An 18,924-nucleotide genomic window follows, 5' to 3' on the forward strand; every position below is an offset into this window, starting at 1 on the left:
AACCCGCTTTCTCACACACACACATACGAACGCCATGCACATCGCCATCCTCACCTTCGACGGCTTCAACGAACTCGACTCGCTCATCGCGCTGGGCGTGCTCAACCGGATCAAGAAACCCGGCTGGCGCGTGACGCTCTGCTGCCCGACGCCGGAGGTCACGTCCATGAACGGCGTTACCGTGCGCGCACAGTCGCTGCTCGAGGAAGCGCGCTCGGCGCAGGCCGTGGTCGTCGGCAGCGGCGTGCGCACGCGCGAGGTCGTCGAGAGCGCGGAGCTGATGGGGCGCCTGGCGCTGGACCCCGCACGCCAACTCATCGCGGCCCAGTGCTCGGGCACCTTGATCCTTGCCAAGCTGGGTCTGCTGGGCAGCGTGCCGGCCTGTACCGACCTGACCACCAAGCCGTGGGTGCAGGCGGCCGGCATCGAAGTGCTGAACCAGCCTTTCTTTGCCAGCGGCAACGTCGCCACGGCGGGCGGCTGCTTCGCCTCGCCCTACCTGGCCGCGTGGATCATCGCCCGCACCGAGGGGCGGGAGGCCGCCGGGGCGGCGCTGCACTACGTGGCGCCGGTCGGTGAAAAAGAGGCCTACGTGAGCAATGCCTTCAGGTACATCGCGCCGTACCTGCCGCAATGACGACGGCGGCCTTCATTTTTCCGCCGCGCCGCCGATATCCCTCTGGCCAACACACAAAGGACGGAGGAAAAACATGCTGACAGCCATCGGGGCAACAGGTTCCGCAGGGGGCGGTAGTGACGTGAGCGCCCAGCTCGCGAAGATCCAGCGGCAGATCACCGACACGCAACAGAAGATCACCGACACGCAGGGCGATCTGCTCAAGGCGCCCAACGACGAGGCGCGCAAGGCGATCCAGATGCAGCTGCAGGCGCTGGCCGCGCAGGTGCTCATGCTTCAGCAGCAGATGAATGTGCTGCGGATGTCGCAGGTCCAGAAGGAAGCGCTGGAATCGGTCTCCAAGGCGGTGCGCAGCGCCAGCAAGTCGGGCGGCGGCATCCGCACCAATGCCGAAGGCGTGCCGATCGGTGGAACGGTGGACGTGCAGGCCTGAGCCTGCCGCTACCTTTCGCCGCTGCCGGCTTCCCGCTCGGGCCAGCGGTGGCGCGTGCCGCCCGAGCGCCGGTCGGCCTTTTCCATGACGACGCCCTGCGCGCTCAGTTCGTTGCCGCGCTGCTCGAGATGGCGCAGGCACTGGAGAAAGATCTCCAGGTGAGCGGGCGTTATGCCCTCGAGCAGTTCGGTATTGAGCCCCGCGATGCGCGGGAACAGCTTGCCGTACAACTGCTCGCCCGAGGCGCTCAGGCGTACGTGCACTTCGCGCCGGTCCTCGGCATCCTGCCGACGCACCACCAGTTTCTTCTCGACGAGGCTGCGCAGCCCGCGCGAGGTGCGCACCCGGTCCAGGTGCAGGTGCGCGGCCAGCGCGGAGGAGGTCATCTCGCCGCGCTGCGCGAGCGTGCCGATCATTCCCCACTCGCGCCGCGTGATGCCGAAGCCACCCTCGACCATGCGGGTCGCCATGCCGCTGCTGGTGCGCATGGCGCGTGACAACCTGTAGAGCAGCAGGTCGTCCAGGGAGCTGGGTGCGCGCAGCGACCCTGCATCGGGAAAAGCTTGCATACGGATGGATTAAGAGTGCTGGGCGTTGTGGTCCGCTAGCCTCGCAGAGCAGTTGATGGATTAGATCAACTGTTTACTGGCTGCGTATAAACCGGTCACAAATTCTCACAGACAGCGATCTGGACCGGCAGGCGATTTTCGCCGTGAAGGCATCGCGCATGTCCGCCCACAACCACAGCTCGCAGGAAACCCGATGGTCGCATTCTTTTCCAGGCGCAAGCTCTTGGCGTGGGGCCTCGCGCTCGCCGCCTGCGCTCCTGTCGTTCATGCTCAAGCCCAGCAGGCGCTGGATGGTCCGCTGACCCTGGTGGTCGGCTATGCGGCGGGCGGCACCACCGACCGCATCGCGCGGCTGCTCGCCGAGCGGCTGGGTCCGAAGCTCGGCGTGGCGGTGACGGTAGAGAACAAGCCGGGCGAGGGCGGCCGGCTGGCGGCCAAGGAAGTGCGGCGCACACCGCCGGGGCAGAACGTGCTGATGCTCGGCAACCCCGCCGTGATGGTGGTCGCGCCCCTGGTCATCAAGGACGTGGGCTACGACCCCGACAAGGACTTCGTGCCCGTGTCGCAGGTCAGCAGCTACGACTTCGCGCTGGCCGTGGGCCAGAAGCTGCAGCTCGACCGCGCCATGTTCCTGGTGGGCCGGCTCTGGGCGCATCCGGAAGAGGCCGTGTTCGGCGTACCCGCTACCGGCAGCCTGCCTCACTTCTTCGGCCTGATGGTGGGCGACGCCCTGAGCGTGCAGCCGCAGATCAAGGGCTACGGCGGATCGGCGCCGCTGTCGGCCGACCTGATCGGCGGCACGCTGCCGATCGCCATCGACACACTGGATTCGCTCTATGCACAGCACCTGGCCGGCAAGGTCCGCATCCTGGCGGTGTCGGGCAAGAAGCGCGCGAGCTTTGCGCCCGCGATCCCGACCTTCCGCGAGGCCGGCATGAAGATCGACGCCGACGGCTGGAACACCTTCTTCGCTCCCAGCACGATGGCTCCGGCCAAGGTGCAACTGGTGGCCGGCGCCATCCGCGACGCAATGCGCGACCCGGGCCTGCAGAAGGCAGCCGAGGCGGCCTACATCACGCCGGTGGTGAGTTCGACGGCGGAGACCGCGCAGATGCTCAAGGCCTTTCGCCAGCAGTGGGAGCCGGTGGTGCGCCGCTCGGGCTTCTCGCCCTGAGGGCGTCCGTACCCCAGGCGCGCCGCACAATCGGGCCATGAACACACACAGCGTCAGGGCCGTCGCGTTGCCGGCTGAGAGCGCGATCGTCCATCTGTTTGGCGGCGCCCACCTTGCGGATGCGTTCGCGGTAACGCTGCCGGCCGGCGCGCCGCAGGACGTGGAGGCGCTGGCCCGTGCCGCGTTCAGCGATCCGGCGCCATGGTTTCGCGCCTTGCTCGCTTGCCGGGACGCCATCGTGCGGCCCTTCGGCTTGAAGACCTCGGGGCAGCTGCGGCGCGATCCGGGCACCGATGCGTCGACGCACATCGACTTCCTTCCCATCGTGAGCCGGCAGCCCGACGAGCTGATCATCGGCGACGACGACAAGCACCTGGACTTCAGGGCTTCGGTATTGCTGCGCCGCGCGGCGAACGGCGAGCCTCGGGAGTTGGTCATGACCACCGCCGTGCATTGCCACAACGCGCTCGGCCGCCTTTACCTGTTCGTGATCTCGCCGTTTCACCGGCTGGTGGTGCGTTCGAACCTGGCCCGGGCCGCGGCCAAGGGTTGGCGTGGCGGTTGAAGCTGCCGCCTTTCAGCGCGTCGCGACGATGAAAAGCCGCGGAAACGGCAGCAGCACGCTGCCGTCCTTCAGCGCCGGGTAGGCCTTCGCGATGACTGCCAGGTAGCTCGCGAGAAAGCCCGCCTGCTGCTCCGCGTCGAGCAGCGCAAGGTAAGGCCGTAGCGCCGAACCCTTGAACCATTCCACGACTGCCGGCGCGCCACCCGCCAGCGGGTGGTAGTAGGTGGTGCGCCACACGTCCACACGGCTGCAGTGCGGTTGCAGCATCTCGTAGTAGTCGATGGCGCCATGCCGCGCCGGGTGGCGCACGTCGCCGATGCGGTCGGCCCAGCGCGGGTCTTTCGCGGTTTCGCGGGCGAGGCGGTGCGCGGGTTCTTCCAGGTTGTCGGGCGTCTGGATCGCGAGGTTGCCGCCGGGCGCGAACTGCTGCGCCAGCCGTGGGTAGAGCGTGGCGTGGTCGGGCAGCCATTGCAGCGATGCGTTGGCGAGGATCACGTCGACCGGCTGCGTGGGCCGCCAGGTGGCGATGTCGGCCACCTCGAAGTTCACGCCGGGCATGCGCTTGCGTGCGGCCTGGATCATGTCGTCGGAGCTGTCCATGCCGCTGACCAGCGCGCCGGGAAAACGCTGCGCCAGCACTTCGGTGGAGTTGCCGGGGCCGCAGCCCAGGTCGACGGCGGTGCGCACTTCGCGCTGCGGCAGGGCGGCCACGAGGTCGCGCACGGGGCGGGTGCGTTCTTCTTCGAAGGTCGAATATTGCTTGGCTGACCAGGTCATCGCGGGGTTCCTTCGCTGTTCTGGCGGCAAGTTTGCCGAGCAGGGGGCGCTACGTAAAATAAATTTATTCTGGCCATTGATTCATAAATCTGATGAAGATCGACATCCTCGGCATCCAGGCTTTCGTGGCCATTGCCGACGAAGGCAGCTTCCAGGCTGCGGCCGGCGCGCTCAACGTCACGCAGACCGCCATCACGCAGCGGCTGCGCAAGCTGGAAGAATTTCTGGGCGTGGCGCTGGTGGAGCGCACCACGCGCTCGGTGGCGCTCACCACCATCGGCCGCGATTTCGTGCCGCGCGCGCGGCGGCTGCTGGTGGAGCTGGCCGATTCGCTGCTCGAGATCCGCGAGACCGGCAAGGCGGAGCGCGGCGACGTGTCGATCGCCTGCGTGCCCACGGCGGGCGTGCAGTTCCTGCCGCGCATCATGAAGGCCTATTCGGCGAAGCACCCGCACAACCGCATCAAGATACTGGACCACTCGTCGTCGGCCGTGGCGAATGCGGTGCTGCACCGCGAGGTCGAGTTCGGCATCGGCATGGCGGGTGCGCACGCGCCCGAGCTGCAGAGCGTGCCGCTGATCGAGGACGAGTACGTGCTCATCTGTCACGAAGCGCATCCGCTGGCGCAGCGCAAGCGCATCGCGTGGCGCCAGCTCGAGCCGCACCCGCTGATCTTCGCGGGCCACGCGAGCGAGAACCGGCCGCTGCTCGACCTGGCGCTGGGCGCGGCCGCCGCCAACCTGAAGCCTTTCTACGAAGTGCAGCGCAGCTCGACCGCCGTGGGGCTGGTCGCGGAGTGCGTGGCGGCTGCCGTGGTGCCCCGGCTCGCGCTGCAGAAAGGCGCCTACCCCACGCTGCGGATCGTCGAACTCACGGAGCCCAAGGTGTCGCGCACGCTGGTGCTGATGACGCGCAAGACGGCGCGGCTCTCGCCGGCCGCTCAGGCGCTGTATGACCTGATCGAGGCGCAGGCCTCGGTGGCGACCGCCTCGCGCCGGCGCTGACAGGACGGTTGCTCAGGCCGCCTGTTTCGTCCCCAGCCTGCTGCCGCCCCAGCGCCCCGCCAGCCGCTTCACCAGCAGGTAGAACAGCGGCACGAAGAAGATGCCCAGCGCGGTGGCCGTCAGCACGCCGCCGAACACGCCGGTGCCGATGGCCACCTGGCTCGCGGAGCCCGCGCCGGTGGCCAGCGCCAGCGGCACCACGCCGGCCAGGAAGGCCAGAGAGGTCATCAGGATCGGCCGCAGCCGCAGGCGCGCGCCCTCGGCCACCGCGTCGAGCAGCGGCACGCCGCGGCGCAGCGCCGCCTCCGCGAACTCGATGATCAGGATCGCGTTCTTGGCCGACAGTCCGATGGTCGCGAGCAGGCCTACCTGGAAGTAGATGTCGTTCGACAGCCCGCGCAGCGACGCCGCGATCACCGCGCCCAGCACACCCAGCGGAATCACCAGCATCACCGAGAAAGGCACCGACCAGCTTTCGTACAGCGCGGCCAGGCACAGGAACACCACGAGGATCGACACCGCGAACAGCAGCGGCGCCTGTCCGCCCGACAGGCGCTCCTGGTAGGAGAGCCCGCTCCATGCGTGGCCGGTGCCCGTCTGCTTCTTGGCAATGGCCTCGACCGCCGACATGGCCGTGCCGGAGCTCGTGCCCTGCGCGGCCGCGCCCTGGATCTGCACCGCGGGCAGGCCGTTGTAGCGCTCCAGCTGCGACGCGCCCTGCGACCAGCGCGTGGTGGCGAAGGCCGAGAACGGCGTCATCGCGCCGGTGCTGCCGCGCACGAACCACTGGCCCATGTCCTCGGGGGCCGAGCGGTAGGGCGCGTCGGCCTGCACGTACACGCGCTTCACGCGGCCGCGGTCGATGAAGTCGTTGACGTAGTTGCCGCCCCAGGCAATGCCCAGCGTGGTGTTCACGTCGTCCAGCGACAGCCGCAACGCCGACGCCTTGACCTGGTCGATGTCGACCTGCAGCTGCGGCGTGTTGGCGATGCTGTTGGCGCGCACCGACTGCATGCGCTTGTCCTTGTTGGCCTCGCGCACCAGCGCCTCGCGCTTTTGCACCAGCTTGTCGGGGCCCATGCCGGAGGTGTCCTGCAGCCAGAACTCGAAGCCGTTTGACTGGCCCAGGCCTTCGATGGGCGGCGGCACCATGCCGTAGACCTCGGCATCGCGCTGCTGCTTCGAGAGCGCCGCGCCCGCGCGCTCGACGATGGCGTGCGCGCGCTTTTCCGGCTCTTTGCGTTCCGACCAGTCCTTGAGCGAGACGAAGGCCATGCCCGTGTGCTGCCCCGAGCCGGCGTAGCTCCAGCCCGCCAGCGTGAAGATGGTGTCGGTGGTGTCCTTCTCGGTTTCCAGGAAGTGCTTCTCGACCGCCCTGTTCACGGCGTCTGTGCGGCTCTGCGTGGCGCCGGCCGGCAGCGAGACCTGCACCATCACGCTGCCCTGGTCTTCCTCCGGCAGGAAGCCGCCGGGCAGGCCGAGGTACAGCAGGCCCATGCCCGCCACGATGGCAACATACACGGCGGTGAAGCGCAGCGGCTTGCGCAGGATGCGGCCCAGCAGGCCCACATAGCGGCCCTGCGCCGCGTCGAAGCGCCGGTTGAACGCACCGAGGAATCCGCGCGTGCGCGGCGGCACGCCCGGCTTCAGGAAGCGCGCGCACAGCGCAGGGATCAGCACGATGGCCACCACCACCGACAGCGCCATCGACGCGATGATCGTCACCGAGAACTGCCGGTAGATCACGCCCACCGAGCCGCCGAAGAAAGTCATCGGCAGGAACACCGCCGACACCACCACCGCAATGCCCACCAGCGCGCCGGTAATCTCCTTCATCGATTTGATGGTGGCGGCTTTCGCATCGAGCCCTTCTTCGTGCATGACGCGCTCGACGTTCTCCACCACCACGATGGCGTCGTCCACCAGCAGGCCGATGGCCAGCACCATGCCGAACAGCGTGAGCACGTTGATCGAGTAGCCGAAGGCCGCGAGCACGCCGAAGGTGCCCAGCAGCACCACCGGCACGGTGATGGCCGGGATCACGGTGGCGCGCCAGTTCTGCAGGAACAGGAACATCACCACCACCACCAGCGCGATGGCCTCCAGCAGCGTCTTGAGCACCGACTGGATCGATATCTTCACGAAGCGGGTGGTGTCCTCCGCGTAGGCCACGCGCAGGCCGGCGGGCAGCGAGGGCTCCATTTCGGCGATGCGTGCCTTCACCGCCTTGGCGGTGGTCAGCGCATTGGCGCCGGGCGCCAGCATGATGGCCGCGCCGGCTGCGGGGTGGCCGTTCAGGCGCGTGGTTTCCGCGTAAGACTCGTTGCCGATCTCCACGCGTGCCACGTCGCCCAGCCGCACCACGGCGCCGTCGGCCTGGGTCTTGAGCACGATGCCGCGGAACTGATCGGGCGTCTGCAGCCGCGAGAGCGCGGTCACGGTCGCGTTGAGCTGCTGGCCGGCGGGCGAAGGCCGCGCGCCGATCTCGCCGACCGACACCTGCGTGTTCTGCGCGGTGATGGCGGCGGTGATGTCCGACGGCATCAGCTGGTAGCTCGCCAGCCGGTGCGGGTCGAGCCAGATGCGCATCGCATACGCCGCGCCGAAGGCCTGCACCGAGCCCACGCCGTCGACGCGGCTCACCGGGTCGCGCAGGTTGCTGGCCATCCAGTCGGCCACGTCGGTGTCGGTGCGGCGGTCGGTCTCGTCGTAGAGCGCCACGATCAGCAGGAAGTTGTTCTGCGACTTGTAGACAGTCACGCCCTGCTGCTGCACCGCCTGCGGCAGCCGGCTGGTGGCCTGGCTGACCTTGTTCTGCACCTGCACTTGCGCCGTGTCGGGGTCGATGCCCTGGCGGAAGGTGATGCTGATGTCGGCGTAGCCGGCCGAACTGCTCGTCGACTTGAAGTAGAGCAGGCCGTCGATGCCCTTGAGCTGCTGCTCGAGCACCTGCGTCACGCTGTTCTCCACCGCCTGCGCCGAGGCGCCGGGGTAGTTGGCGGAGACGACGACGGTAGGCGGCGCGATGTCCGGGTACTGCGACACCGGCAGCGTGCGGATGGCCACGCCGCCGGCCAGCATGATGAGGATGGCGATGACCCATGCGAACACGGGCCGGTGGATGAAGAAATTCGCGATCACGTCGGGTTGCTCAATCTGCGGAAGAAGCCGTGGCGGCGGTCGCCGCCGTCACCGGTACTGGCTTTACCTTGGCTCCGGGTTGGGCGCGCTGCAGCCCGTCGACCACCAGGCGGTCGCCTTCGCGCAGGCCTTTGCTCACGATCCACTGGTCGCCCGTGGTGCTGCGCAGCTCCAGGGCGCGCAGCTCGACCTTGTCGCCCGCGCCTACCACCAGGGCCGTGGGCTCGCCTTTCTCGTTGCGGGCCACGCCGCGCTGCGGCGCCAGGATGGCCTGCCGTTCCACGCCGGACTCGACCTGCGCGCGCACGTACATGCCGGGCAGCAGCAGCCCCTGCGGGTTAGGGAACTCCGCGCGCAGCGTGACCGAGCCCGTGGCCGGATCGACCGAGACTTCCGAGAACTTCATGGTGCCCGTGTGTGAATAGGGCAGGCCGTCTTCCATGCGCAGGCCGACCTGCGTGCTGGCGGGCGCCATGTCGCCCGAGATGAAGCGGCGCTTGAGCCGCGTCAGATCCAGGCTCGACTGCACCACGTCGACATAGATCGGGTCCAGCCGCTGGATGGTGGCAAGCGCCGTTGCCTGGCCAGGTGCGACCAGTGCGCCTTCGGTCACGCTGGAGCGCCCGATGCGTCCCGCGATGGGCGCGGTGATGCGGGTGAAGCCGAGGTTGATGCGCGCCGCCTTCACCGCCGCCTGCGCTGCCTTCACGCCGGCCTCGGCCTGCACCAGCGCGGCCTGCGCCTCTTCATGCTCCTGGCGGCTCACTGCGTTGGCCTTGACCAGTTCGCCGAAGCGGCCGGCCTTGCCCCGCAGGCTCGCGATGCTGGCCTGCGAGGTGGCGAGCGCGGCCTGCGCCTGCTCGTGCGCGGCCTCGAAGGGGCCGGGCTCGATCTCGTACAGCACCTGGCCCGCGCGGACCATGCTGCCTTCCTCGAACAGGCGCTTGCGCACGATGCCGTTGACCTGCGGCCGCACTTCGGACACGCGGAACGCGGCCGTGCGGCCCGCCAGCTCGGTGTGCACCGGCACGTCGGCGGTGTGCAGCGTGACCACGCCGACTTCCGGCGGCGGTGTCTCGGCGGTGGCGGGGGGCTGCTTTGCGCCGCATGCGGCGAGCACGAGCAGGGAAAGCAGCGAAAGGGAAAACAGGAGTTTGGAGGTCATGGCCGTCGAGAAACGCGGTTCGGCGCGAGCCGGAGTCGCCCGGGTCGCGCGGATGTAATTTGCACAATGTTGGTGCATTGTGCCGCTCGTGTTGCGTCGCAACATGAAGGATTCCTTTGCTTCCAAAGGTCAAACCAACGACAAAAAGCCCATGCAGGCACGAGCCCGCCGCCACGTCGATCCGTGGCGGCGGGCCCTGCCGCATGGGCCGCTATGGCGGTGGCTGGCTTGGAGCTAGCTGGCGCTTTGCTGACGCCGTCCCAGTGCGAACACCGAGTTCGGCGCGTCGACGACGAAAGGCTTGCGCGTGGCCGGCTGGCCGGCCGGCGTGCGCCGGCTGTCGGTCCGCGCGGCGGCTTGAACGCCCTTGGCCTTCTGTTCGTCGACCAGGCTTTGCAGCGAGATCGACTTGAGGAACTCGACCGCCCGCAGGTTCACGGTGGCCCAGAGTTCGTCGATTTCGCAACGGCCGGGTTCGCCAGGCGCGTCGGCGCCGCGCTGGCGGTTGGATTCGGCATCGTGTTCCTCGATCGAGAGGACGATGTCGGCCACGGAAATATCCGCAGCCTTGCGGCTCAGAGAATACCCGCCGCCCGGGCCCCGGGTCGATTCGACCAGGTCGTTGCGGCGCAGCTTGCCGAACAGCAACTCCAGGTAGGACAGCGAGACGCGCTGGCGCATGCTGATCGACGCCAGCGTGACCGGACCCGAACGTCCGTGCAGGGCGATGTCGATCATCGCCGTGACCGCGAAGCGGCCTTTGGTGGTGAGGCGCATGGGGAGTTCCTTTCCTTCCTGGGGGTTGTTACTCGTCCCGGCCGCCGGCGATGCCCAGCAGGGCCAGCAGCGACTGGAACACGTTGTAGATGCTGAGGTAGACACCCAGCGTGGCGGAGATGTAGTTGGTCTCCAGGCCGTCCTTCACGCGCTTGAGGTCGTGCAGGATGAAGGCCGAGAAGATGCCGATGGCCAGCACCGACAGCGTCATCATCAGCGCGCTCGACTTCAGGAAAAAGTTGGCGATGCCCGCCACCAGCAGCAGGATGGCGCCGATGAAGAGCCACTTGCCCATGCCCGACAGGTCGCGCTTGATGACCGACGACAGCGTCGCCATGCCCAGGAAGATCGCGCCGGTGCCGGCAAAGGCCGTCATGACCAGGCTGGCGCCGTTCTGCAGGCCGAGCACGGTGCCGACCAGGCGCGACAGCATCAGGCCCATGAAGAAGGTGAAGGCCAGCAGCACCGGCACGCCGGCGGCGGATTCCTTGGTTTTCTCGATGGCGTACATGAAGCCGAAGGCGCCGCCGAGGAACACCATCAGGCCGATGCCCGGCGACATGGCGCGCGAGAAGCCGGTGGAAACGCCGATCCAGGCGCCGAGAACGGTGGGCAGCATCGACAGCGCGAGCAGCCAGTAGGTGTTGCGCAGGACGCGGTTGCGTTCCTGGGGCGAGGCCAGCGGCAGGTCGAGGCTGGCGTAGACGGGAGTGCTGTTGTTCATTGTGATGATTCCTTGATGCTTGTTGGACGACCGGCGCCGTGCGGTGCGAGCTGGCGTGCGCAGCGGCGAACGGCCGGAAAAAACTGGATTGCTGTCTGGGCGATGCCGGGTGCCGCCGAATGGCCGGCAGGCCCGGATCAGGGGAGGCGGGAGCCGTGGCGGCTCCCGGTCGCGCAGGGCCTTGCGGCCTCAGGCGACGAAGAGCGCGGCGCGGGGTGGCCGCTTGGGCCGGGCGAGGAACGGCGAAACCGTGGTGGTCAGCCCGAGCTTGGGTGGCTGCTCCGAAAGAAGGAGCGGCAGGGGAATGTCGTTGCGGGCGTCGACCAGCTCGGCGTGTTCGGAGCCGGCTTCATCGACAGAATTGGCATCGTCAGATGCCGGATCGGCATCCGCGACCAGGGTCTTGCCGTCCGAAAGGGCCTCGTCGGCCAGCGATACGGCGGCGACGAGCGTCTTGGAGGTGAGGGTGGTTTGCGAGGACTGCGCCTGCTGGCCGTGCGAATGGCCGGCACCGATCATGTTGTGGGCAAGCACGGCAAAGCCGTAGCAGGACAACATGATGGCAAGGACAGTAGCGGCAAACCAGCGGTACATGAAGGGGTAATTTTACCTGCCGCGCCCGGGGTTGTCCGGCGCGGCCACTTTCAACCGACCTGATCGCACGGATGCTCGCTCAGGCAGGCGCGGTAGGCGTTTCGCTGCCCGAGGGCTGCAGCCATTCGCTTGCGTGAGCGCGCAAGGCATCGATCTGCAGCCATATCAGAGCCAGTTCGGTGTGGAAAGTTCGCGCCTGCGGGTCGGCCTCGCCGCCGGCGGCCGATGCCGCCAGGGCCAGCGCGGCGCGCGCAGTTTGCTCGGCCGCGGTGTCGCGCGGGCCGTCCACCGAGCCGCTGTCCAGACCCGCCGCCAGCGCCTCGAGTGCCGCGATGGCGCCTTCGGCCGCGCTGCGCAGCACCGCCATCTGCGCCGAGTCGGGCAGCGCCGCGCGGTGCGCGCCCAGTGCCGAGAGATAACTCAACAGCGTATGCGAGCGGATCAGGAAGCGCAGCGCCACGCCCGCGCGCGGCCGCACGTAGCCCGGCTCGCGGAACATGTCGGACACCGCGGTGGACAGCGCGGCGTCGGCGTTGTGGTCGTTGCGGCGGGCCAGGCGGTAGTCGAGGTGGTCGCGCGCGCCGGTGCGGTACTGCTCGACGATCTGCCGCAGGTAGCCCGCATGGCCGCGCATGGCCGTGGCCGCCAGTTCGTTGATGCGGCGTGCCTGCCAGTGCGGCAGCACCAGCAGCACCGCCAGCCCGGCGATCGCGCTGCCGATGGCGGTGTCGACCAGCCGCGGCACCAGCAGCACGCCGCTGTCGCCCACCTGGTTGAAGCACATCAGCACCAGCAGCGTCATCGACGCGGTGGCCAGCAGGTAGCGCGTGGTTCGGGTGGCGAAGAACACCACGCCCGCAGCCACCGCGATCACCGACTGCACCAGCGGCTGCGGAAACAGCTGCAGCAGCGCCCAGCCCGCCACCACGCCCAGCGCCGTGCCCGCGATGCGCTGGCCCATGCGTGCGATGGTGTCGCCGTATGACTGCTGGCAGACGAACAGCGTGGTCAGCAAGATCCAGTAGCCCTGTGCCGGGTGGATGGCGTGCATCACGCCGTAGCCCGCCACCAGCGCGATCGACAGCCGCAGCGCATGGCGGAACAGCGGCGAACGCACCGTGAGTTGCCGCCGCACGCGTTCCACCGCGTCGCGCCAGGAACGCGGCGAGCGGTCGAACAGGCCCATTTCGGTACGGCCGGCGCGCGCCGAAGGCTGGCTCGCGCCCGCCAGTTGCCCGTCGAGCTGCGCGAGGTTGCGCGCCAGCGCCTCGACCGACGCGAGCAGCGCCAGCCGCTCGGGCGTTGCGGCCCGCGCGCGCTCATGCTCGATGGCGCTGCGCAGGTCGGCCAGCGCCAGCACGGTCTCGGTGCCCGTGTCGAAGGGCTCGCGCCGCGCGATCGATTCCGACAGCCGAAGGCATGCCAGCCCCTGCAGGCCCAGCACGCGCTGGCAGCGGTAGAGCAGGTCGCTGTGGAAGAAGGCGTCGGCCAGCGCGTTGTAGTCGTCGTGCGAGGAGCTGGCGCGCTCGTGCACGTCCTGCGCGATCAGGTAGAGGCCGCGGTAGCGCGAGATGCGCCCGGTCGGCGCCCGCGCGCCGATGCGGCGGAAGATGCTTTCCTTGGCCGCGTTGAGCTCGCTCACCACCTCGGCATTGAGCTGCGCGAGCGCGAGCCGCTTGCGCTCGATGTCGATGCCGCGCAGCGGCTCGAACAGCGAGGCCTTGAAGCGCACATAGTTGCCCAGCACCGTGAACAGCGTCACCAGCCGCCCCTGCACCGGCTGCGCCGGAAAGGCCGCGCACCAAAGCACCGAGAACACGCCGTACCAGGCCGCGCCCGCCAGCAGCAGCAGCGGCTCGCGGCCGCGATGGACCATGGTTCCGTGCGAGCTCATGTTCTCGATGCCGAGCGTGGCGTACATCCCCAGGATCAGCGTGGCATAGGCGATGGCCTTGTAGCGTGCCTCCACCGCGCCCAGCATCGTGAGGCTGAAGGCCGCGAGCGCGAGCCCGGTGATGAACAGCCACGGCAGGCCGAACAGCGCCTCTACCGCGAACGCCATTGCCGCGAAGCAGGCCAGCGTGACGATCTGCGCGCGAAGCCGGCCGCGCCAGCTGTCGTCGGTTTCGGCGAGCGCGCTGGCGATGGCGCCAAGGAACAACGGGATCACCGCGTCGGGGTGGCCGGTGTAGCCGCAGGCGGCCATCAGGCTGCCGAGCGTGAGCAGGATGCGCAGCGGCTGCGCGCGGGAAGCAAAAGACCGCAGCCGCTGGCGCAGCGCGTCGGGAGACAGGGGAAGCATGGCGCGATCTTGCACGATGCATGCCACGGGATTTTTACGGCACGGCGTGGCGGCGCAGGAATCCGTGGCGTGGGGCGATCCAGTCGGCCGTGCCGGCGGCGCTGGAGGCGGTGCCGGTGAACAGCGTGCTGTCTTCGGGCAGCAGGAATTGCAGGCCTTCGGCGCCGTTCAGCACCTGCAGCGTGGCACCGCCGAGGTCGAGCCGGTCGCCGGGCTCGGGCTGCACGGCGGACGCTTCGGGCCATGCTTCGCGCACCGCATCTTCCAGCGGCAACGCCTGTGTCGACCAGATCCACCGCACGCGGCCCGGCGCAGCGTTGCACAGCGCCGCGATGTGCCCGGGGCTCGCGGGCGAGGGGTCGATCAGCACGCAGTCGCTGCCTTCGATGCCAGCGAAATAGCTGTGCGGCAGCGCGCCAGTCGCATCGGCCGGCCCCGTGACCCGCCAGACCCGTGGCGACAGCCGCATCACCAGCCCGGTCTCCAGCGCATAGCGCCCGCCGCCTTCGCCGTCCGGGTCGACGCGCCCGACCTCGTCATACGCCGGCTCTTCCATGTTCACCGGCCTCCGGCCTTTGGGCCCGTCCGCGAGCCGGGGCATGACGCGCGGAATGTGCTTCAGCCCGCGCGCATGGTCCATGAGTTCCTGCACGCTCGAGAACTGCGCGAGCTGCTCGAGGATGCGCCGCGTCACGTTCATCAGCTTGAGTCCGCGCGCCGGGGAAACGGCATCGGCAGGCTGCAGCCACATGTGCTCGACCGTCTCGCGGCCGTCGGGCCGCACTGTCTGCGCGTCGGGCATCGGTGCCAGGAAGAAGCGCGTGTCGAAGCGGCGCGGCATGCCCGGCGGCGTAAGCCAGTGCGCGAAATAGGTGAGCCGGTCAGTCGCGAGCTGCCAGCCGTGCGACTCGCACATTGCCAGCAGCGCGTCGGTGCCTTGCTCCGCCGCGTGGCGCATGGCGGCGAGCTCTTCCGGCGGCATGCCGTCCAGCGCCACCAGCCGGCCCTGGCTTGCCTTGTCGGTCGCGAACAGCAGGCCGGCTTCCTCGAAGCATTCGCGGATCGCCGCCGCGTAGTAGTCGAGCCCGCCTTCGGCCACCGCGAGGCGCTCGCTCGCGGCCCTGTCGTCCATGCCGCCGCAGTGGCCATGCAGGCTGCGGTCGTGTGCGTCGATCACGCCGCCCGGGAACACGCTGGCGCCGCTGTTCTGGTCGTTGGCCTTCTCGGCCCGGCGCAGCATCAGCACCTCAAGCCCGCGCGCGCCGTCGCGCAGCACGATGAGCGTGGCTGCGTTGCGCACGGGGCGCGCGGCGGCCGGTTTTTGCGGGGTCTCGTTGTTCTGGGTGTTCATGGTCGGCCATTCTCGCGCCGGCCGGCCGCTGGCACACAGGTGACAACAGGGCCCCGCGGCTGTCGCGTGAAGGACCGTGCGAAAACCGGTGCGCCGCTTAACTTCGAACGCACTTTGTTGAAGGACGCACCATGCATTTCGAATTCACGCCCAAGGTGATCGCGCTGCGCGACGAGTTGCTCAAGTTCATGGACGAGCATGTCTACCCGAACGAAAAGCGCCGCGAGGAAGAGCTGGCCGCCAACGCCCGTGCCGGCCGCCCCTACGCCGAGCTGCCGATGATGGCCGGCCTCAAGGCCAAGGCGCGCGAGCGCGGGCTGTGGAACCTGTTCCTGCCCGAAGCCGAGCACGGCCCGGGCCTGACCAACGTCGAATACGCACCACTGTGCGAGATCATGGGCCATCGTTACTGGTGTGCCGAGATCTTCAACTGCTCCGCCCCCGACACCGGCAACATGGAAGTGCTGGCGCGCTACGGCACCAAGGCCCAGCAGGAGCGCTGGCTCACGCCGCTGCTGGCCGGGGAGATCCGCTCGTCGTTCGCGATGACCGAGCCCGAGGTGGCATCGAGCGACGCCACCAACATCCGCTGCAGCATCCGCCGCGAAGGCGACGAGTACGTCATCAACGGCCGCAAGTGGTACATCACCGGCGCCATGCACGAGCGCTGCGAAATCTTCGTGCTGATGGGCAAGACCGACCCCGACAACGCCGACCGCCACAAGCAGCAGTCGATGATCCTCGTGCCGAAGAACACGCCCGGCGTGACCATCGTGCGCGACATGCAGCTGCTCGGCATGTACGACCCGCCCTTCGGCCACCCCGAGATCGTGTTCGACAACGTGCGCGTGCCGGCCGGGAATATCCTGCTCGGCGAAGGCCGCGGCTTCGAGATTGCGCAGGGCCGCCTCGGCCCCGGCCGCATCCACCACTGCATGCGCGCCATCGGCATGGCCGAGTCGGCGCTGGAGATGATGTGCCAGCGGCTGGTGTCGCGCACCGCGTTCCACAAGCCGCTGTCGGAGCAGGGCGTGTGGCGCGAGCGCATTGCCGAGTCGCGCATGCTCATCGAGCAGTCGCGCTGGATGGTGCTCAACGCCGCCTACCGCATGGACACCGTTGGCAACAAGGTCGCCGCGAAGGAGATCGCGATGATCAAGGTGCTCACGCCCAACAACTGCGCGAAGGTGATCGACTGGGCCATGCAGGCCTTCGGCGCGATGGGCCTGAGCCAGGACACGCTGCTCACCCACTTCTACGCCTACGAGCGCCACCTGCGCGTGGCCGACGGCCCCGACGAGGTGCACCGCAACGCCATCGCCAAGCAGGAGCTGGCGGCGTACCAGTAAGGCAACGGCGCGCAGCGGGAAGATGCCCGGCGCTCAGCCCGGCACCGGCGCTTCCCACGCAAAGCCCACGCCGTAGACCGACCGTATCCAGTCATGCTCCGGCGTCACCGCGCCGAGCTTGCGGCGCAGGTTCTTCACGTGGCTGTCGATGGCGCGCTCGGTCACGTCCACGGTGTCGTCGTAGGCCAGCTCCAGCAGCCGCGCGCGCGAGAAGATGCGCCCCGGGTGCCGCGACAGCACCTGCAGCAGCCCGAATTCGCGCCGCGTGAGGTTCAGCGGCATGCCTTCGAGCGACGCGCGCCAGTGCACGTCGTCCAGCACCAGGCCCGGCGCATCGTTCTGCGAGGAGCCCTGTGCGGGTACGTTGCCGGGCGCGGTGCGCCGCAGCACGGCGCGCACCCGTGCCACCAGCTCGCGCGGCGAGAAGGGCTTGCACACGTAGTCGTCGGCGCCAAGCTCCAGGCCCAGCAGCCGGTCGACCTCCTCGATGCGCGCGGTGAGCATGATGATCGGGTGCGCGGTGTGCTCGCGCGCGCGGCGCAGCACCTCGATGCCGTCCAGCCGCGGCAGCATGATGTCGAGCAGCGTGAGGTCGGGCGGCGCGGCCACGATGCTCTCGAGCGCGCTCTGCCCGTCGGTGAAATGCGTGGTCTCGTAGCCGGCATGGCGCAGGTAGTCCTGCACCACGGAGGCGATGTCGGTTTCGTCTTCGACGATGACGATGCGTGTCATGAGGAGTTGGCCAGTGGCAGGGTGATGGTCACGCGCAGCCCGCCGAGCGGCGAGGCCGACGCTTCGATGGTGCCGCCGTGCGCCTCGATGGTCGCGCGGCAGATCGACAGGCCGAGCCCGGAACCGCCGAGCTCGCGGCTGCGCGAGGTCTCGCCGCGGAACAGCCGGTCGAACAGGCGCGGCAGTTCCTCGTCGGGCACGCCGGGCGTGCTGTCGTCGAACAGCAGCGTGAGGCAGTTGCCGGTCCGGGGGCCTTCGACGATCACGTCAAGCCGCAGCTTCCCGCCCTCGTCGGTGTAGGCCAGCGTGTTCTCCAGCAGGTTCATGAACACCTGGTGCAGCCGGTGCGCGTTGCCTTCGATCACGGGCTGCGCCGGTGCCGTGACGCGGTCGACCGCATGCCGGTCGACCTCGATGCCGCGCTTGGCGAAGCGGTCGCGCGTGTGGTCCAGCGCCTCTTTCAGCAGCGACAGCGGGAACACCGTGGTCATCTGCAGGTCGCCCTGCGGCTCGCGCATGCTGCTGCGCAGGTCGTCGACCAGCTGGCCCAGGCGGATTACCTGGCGGTGCAGCCGCAGCGCCGTGCGCTCGTCGAAGGTGCGAACGCCGTCCTGCAGCGCCTCGATCTCGGCGCGCATGGCGGCCAGCGGCGTGCGCAGTTCATGCGCCGCGTCGGCCAGCCAGGCGCGGCGCGAGGCCTCGACGGTGTCCAGGCGCTGCGCCATGTCGTTGAAGGTCTTGCCCAGCAGCGCGAGTTCGTCGGAGCCCTGCACCGCGACGCGGGTGGACAGCCGCCCGCGCGCCACGTCCTGCGCGGCCTGGGTGAGTTCGTCGATCGGCCTGAACCAGCGGCGCGCGAGCAGCCACGACAGCACCAGCGCGAAGCCCAGGCCGCACAGGCCGGTGAGCACGATCACGCCCGACTGGCGCGCAATGAAGGCGCGGTCGGCTTCGCTTTCCAGGCCCTCCAGCGGGGCGAGCGCGAGGTAGCCGACGACCGACTTGTTGTGCCGGATCGGCATGCGCGCGGCGTTCGCCATGTCGATGTCGGCGCCCACCACGCGCTTGCCGCCCGCGTCGAGCACCGCCAGGCGCTGGAAGATGGAGTCGTGCATGCCGCGCGGATCGGGAAACACCCAGGGCGGCGGTGCGCCGAGCATGCGGCGCGGCATCAGCTCGAGCGGCGGCGGCGGCGGCGGGACGCCGCCCGGGACGCTGTCGGGCGCCGGTTCGGGGCGCATGGTGCGGTATTCGTACCAGGGCGGCAGCCGCCGCTCGTCGCCGCTGGCGGCGGTGTTGTCGAGCAGGCTGGCGAAGCGGCCCATTTCCAGGCGCTGCCAGGCATCGTCGTTGTCGCGCAGGCTCTTCCAGTCGCCGTTGGCCACGTAGTTCTTGAGCACCAGCTGTGCAAGCCAGTCCATGCGCCGGATCTCGATCTCGGCTACGTAGGAGCCCAGGCCCCGCTGCAGCGCAATGATCGACAGCCCCGCGAAGCTGATGAGCAGCACGATCAGCAGGGCGGCCAGCGCCAGGAAGATCTTGCGGGAGAGGGTCAGTTGCGGCATGGGCAAGGCATGGGCATGGCCGCATTCTGCGGCATGCATGACAGTCGGGGGCTCCGGATGACGGA

General features: G+C 68.9%; 17 protein-coding genes. 6 read left to right on the forward strand and 11 right to left on the reverse strand.

The window, feature by feature from the left end:
• The first annotated feature begins 34 nt into the window (after positions 1-34).
• Together ACQY8B_RS02325 and ACQY8B_RS02330 are read left to right on the forward strand one after the other, a co-directional pair.
• Positions 35-637, forward strand: coding sequence for a DJ-1/PfpI family protein (locus ACQY8B_RS02325; protein WP_422085221.1), 603 nt, complete (start codon positions 35-37; stop codon positions 635-637).
• 73 nt (positions 638-710) lie between these two features.
• The gene (locus ACQY8B_RS02330) at positions 711-1,070 is read left to right on the forward strand and encodes a FlxA-like family protein (protein WP_422085222.1); all 360 of its coding nucleotides are present in this window, start codon (positions 711-713) and stop codon (positions 1,068-1,070) included.
• Positions 1,071-1,078: 8 nt separating this feature from the next.
• Here ACQY8B_RS02330 and ACQY8B_RS02335 read toward each other — a convergent pair whose 3' ends face one another.
• A complete protein-coding gene (locus ACQY8B_RS02335; protein ID WP_422085223.1) occupies positions 1,079-1,639 on the reverse strand; it encodes a MarR family winged helix-turn-helix transcriptional regulator in 561 nt (186 codons plus the stop codon).
• Positions 1,640-1,832: 193 nt separating this feature from the next.
• On the opposite strand from ACQY8B_RS02335, the gene ACQY8B_RS02340 reads away from it, so the two are divergent.
• Both ACQY8B_RS02340 and ACQY8B_RS02345 read left to right on the forward strand, forming a co-directional pair.
• Positions 1,833-2,813: a tripartite tricarboxylate transporter substrate-binding protein gene (locus tag ACQY8B_RS02340; RefSeq protein ID WP_422085224.1), complete on the forward strand. Its 981-nt coding sequence runs from the start codon at positions 1,833-1,835 to the stop codon at positions 2,811-2,813.
• A 37-nt stretch (positions 2,814-2,850) separates the two neighbouring features.
• Positions 2,851-3,378: a DUF2867 domain-containing protein gene (locus tag ACQY8B_RS02345; protein WP_422085225.1), complete on the forward strand. Its 528-nt coding sequence runs from the start codon at positions 2,851-2,853 to the stop codon at positions 3,376-3,378.
• A gap of 12 nt (positions 3,379-3,390) precedes the next feature.
• On the opposite strand, the gene tam is transcribed toward ACQY8B_RS02345, so the two are convergent.
• Entirely contained in the window at positions 3,391-4,155 is a 765-nt protein-coding gene (gene tam, locus ACQY8B_RS02350) for a trans-aconitate 2-methyltransferase (RefSeq protein ID WP_422085226.1), read from the reverse strand.
• Positions 4,156-4,247: 92 nt separating this feature from the next.
• Here tam and ACQY8B_RS02355 point away from each other — a divergent pair, with 92 nt between their 5' ends.
• The gene (locus ACQY8B_RS02355; protein ID WP_422085227.1) at positions 4,248-5,159 is read left to right on the forward strand and encodes a LysR family transcriptional regulator; all 912 of its coding nucleotides are present in this window, start codon (positions 4,248-4,250) and stop codon (positions 5,157-5,159) included.
• A gap of 12 nt (positions 5,160-5,171) precedes the next feature.
• On the opposite strand, the gene ACQY8B_RS02360 is transcribed toward ACQY8B_RS02355, so the two are convergent.
• The 7 genes from ACQY8B_RS02360 to ACQY8B_RS02390 form a co-directional block, all read right to left on the reverse strand.
• Positions 5,172-8,297, reverse strand: coding sequence for an efflux RND transporter permease subunit (locus ACQY8B_RS02360; protein ID WP_428745029.1), 3,126 nt, complete (start codon positions 8,295-8,297; stop codon positions 5,172-5,174).
• A 13-nt stretch (positions 8,298-8,310) separates the two neighbouring features.
• Positions 8,311-9,465, reverse strand: coding sequence for an efflux RND transporter periplasmic adaptor subunit (locus ACQY8B_RS02365; RefSeq protein WP_422085229.1), 1,155 nt, complete (start codon positions 9,463-9,465; stop codon positions 8,311-8,313).
• A gap of 234 nt (positions 9,466-9,699) precedes the next feature.
• The gene (locus ACQY8B_RS02370) at positions 9,700-10,242 is read right to left on the reverse strand and encodes an Rrf2 family transcriptional regulator (protein ID WP_422085230.1); all 543 of its coding nucleotides are present in this window, start codon (positions 10,240-10,242) and stop codon (positions 9,700-9,702) included.
• A gap of 28 nt (positions 10,243-10,270) precedes the next feature.
• Positions 10,271-10,966, reverse strand: coding sequence for a Bax inhibitor-1/YccA family protein (locus ACQY8B_RS02375; RefSeq protein ID WP_422085231.1), 696 nt, complete (start codon positions 10,964-10,966; stop codon positions 10,271-10,273).
• Positions 10,967-11,155: 189 nt separating this feature from the next.
• On the reverse strand, positions 11,156-11,560 hold the full coding sequence (locus ACQY8B_RS02380; RefSeq protein WP_422085232.1) for a hypothetical protein: 405 nt from the start codon (positions 11,558-11,560) through the stop codon (positions 11,156-11,158).
• A gap of 79 nt (positions 11,561-11,639) precedes the next feature.
• Complete coding sequence (gene yccS, locus ACQY8B_RS02385; protein ID WP_422085233.1) at positions 11,640-13,862, reverse strand: YccS family putative transporter; 2,223 nt, start codon at positions 13,860-13,862, stop codon at positions 11,640-11,642.
• 34 nt (positions 13,863-13,896) lie between these two features.
• Positions 13,897-15,213, reverse strand: coding sequence for an NUDIX domain-containing protein (locus tag ACQY8B_RS02390; protein ID WP_422085234.1), 1,317 nt, complete (start codon positions 15,211-15,213; stop codon positions 13,897-13,899).
• A gap of 131 nt (positions 15,214-15,344) precedes the next feature.
• On the opposite strand from ACQY8B_RS02390, the gene ACQY8B_RS02395 reads away from it, so the two are divergent.
• On the forward strand, positions 15,345-16,562 hold the full coding sequence (locus ACQY8B_RS02395) for an acyl-CoA dehydrogenase family protein (RefSeq protein WP_422085235.1): 1,218 nt from the start codon (positions 15,345-15,347) through the stop codon (positions 16,560-16,562).
• 33 nt (positions 16,563-16,595) lie between these two features.
• Here the strand turns inward: ACQY8B_RS02395 and ACQY8B_RS02400 are convergent, their stop codons facing one another.
• Entirely contained in the window at positions 16,596-17,294 is a 699-nt protein-coding gene (locus ACQY8B_RS02400; protein ID WP_422085236.1) for a response regulator, read from the reverse strand.
• Positions 17,291-18,859 carry an ATP-binding protein gene (locus ACQY8B_RS02405; RefSeq protein WP_422089134.1) on the reverse strand — a complete coding sequence of 523 codons (1,569 nt, stop codon included), beginning with the start codon at positions 18,857-18,859 and terminating at the stop codon, positions 17,291-17,293. Before ACQY8B_RS02405 ends, ACQY8B_RS02400 begins: the two co-directional genes overlap by 4 nt.
• Positions 18,860-18,924: the final 65 nt, after the last annotated feature.

This window comes from Variovorax sp. (assembly GCF_965279555.1).
In the GTDB taxonomy this organism is placed as follows: Bacteria; Pseudomonadota; Gammaproteobacteria; order Burkholderiales; family Burkholderiaceae_C; genus Variovorax.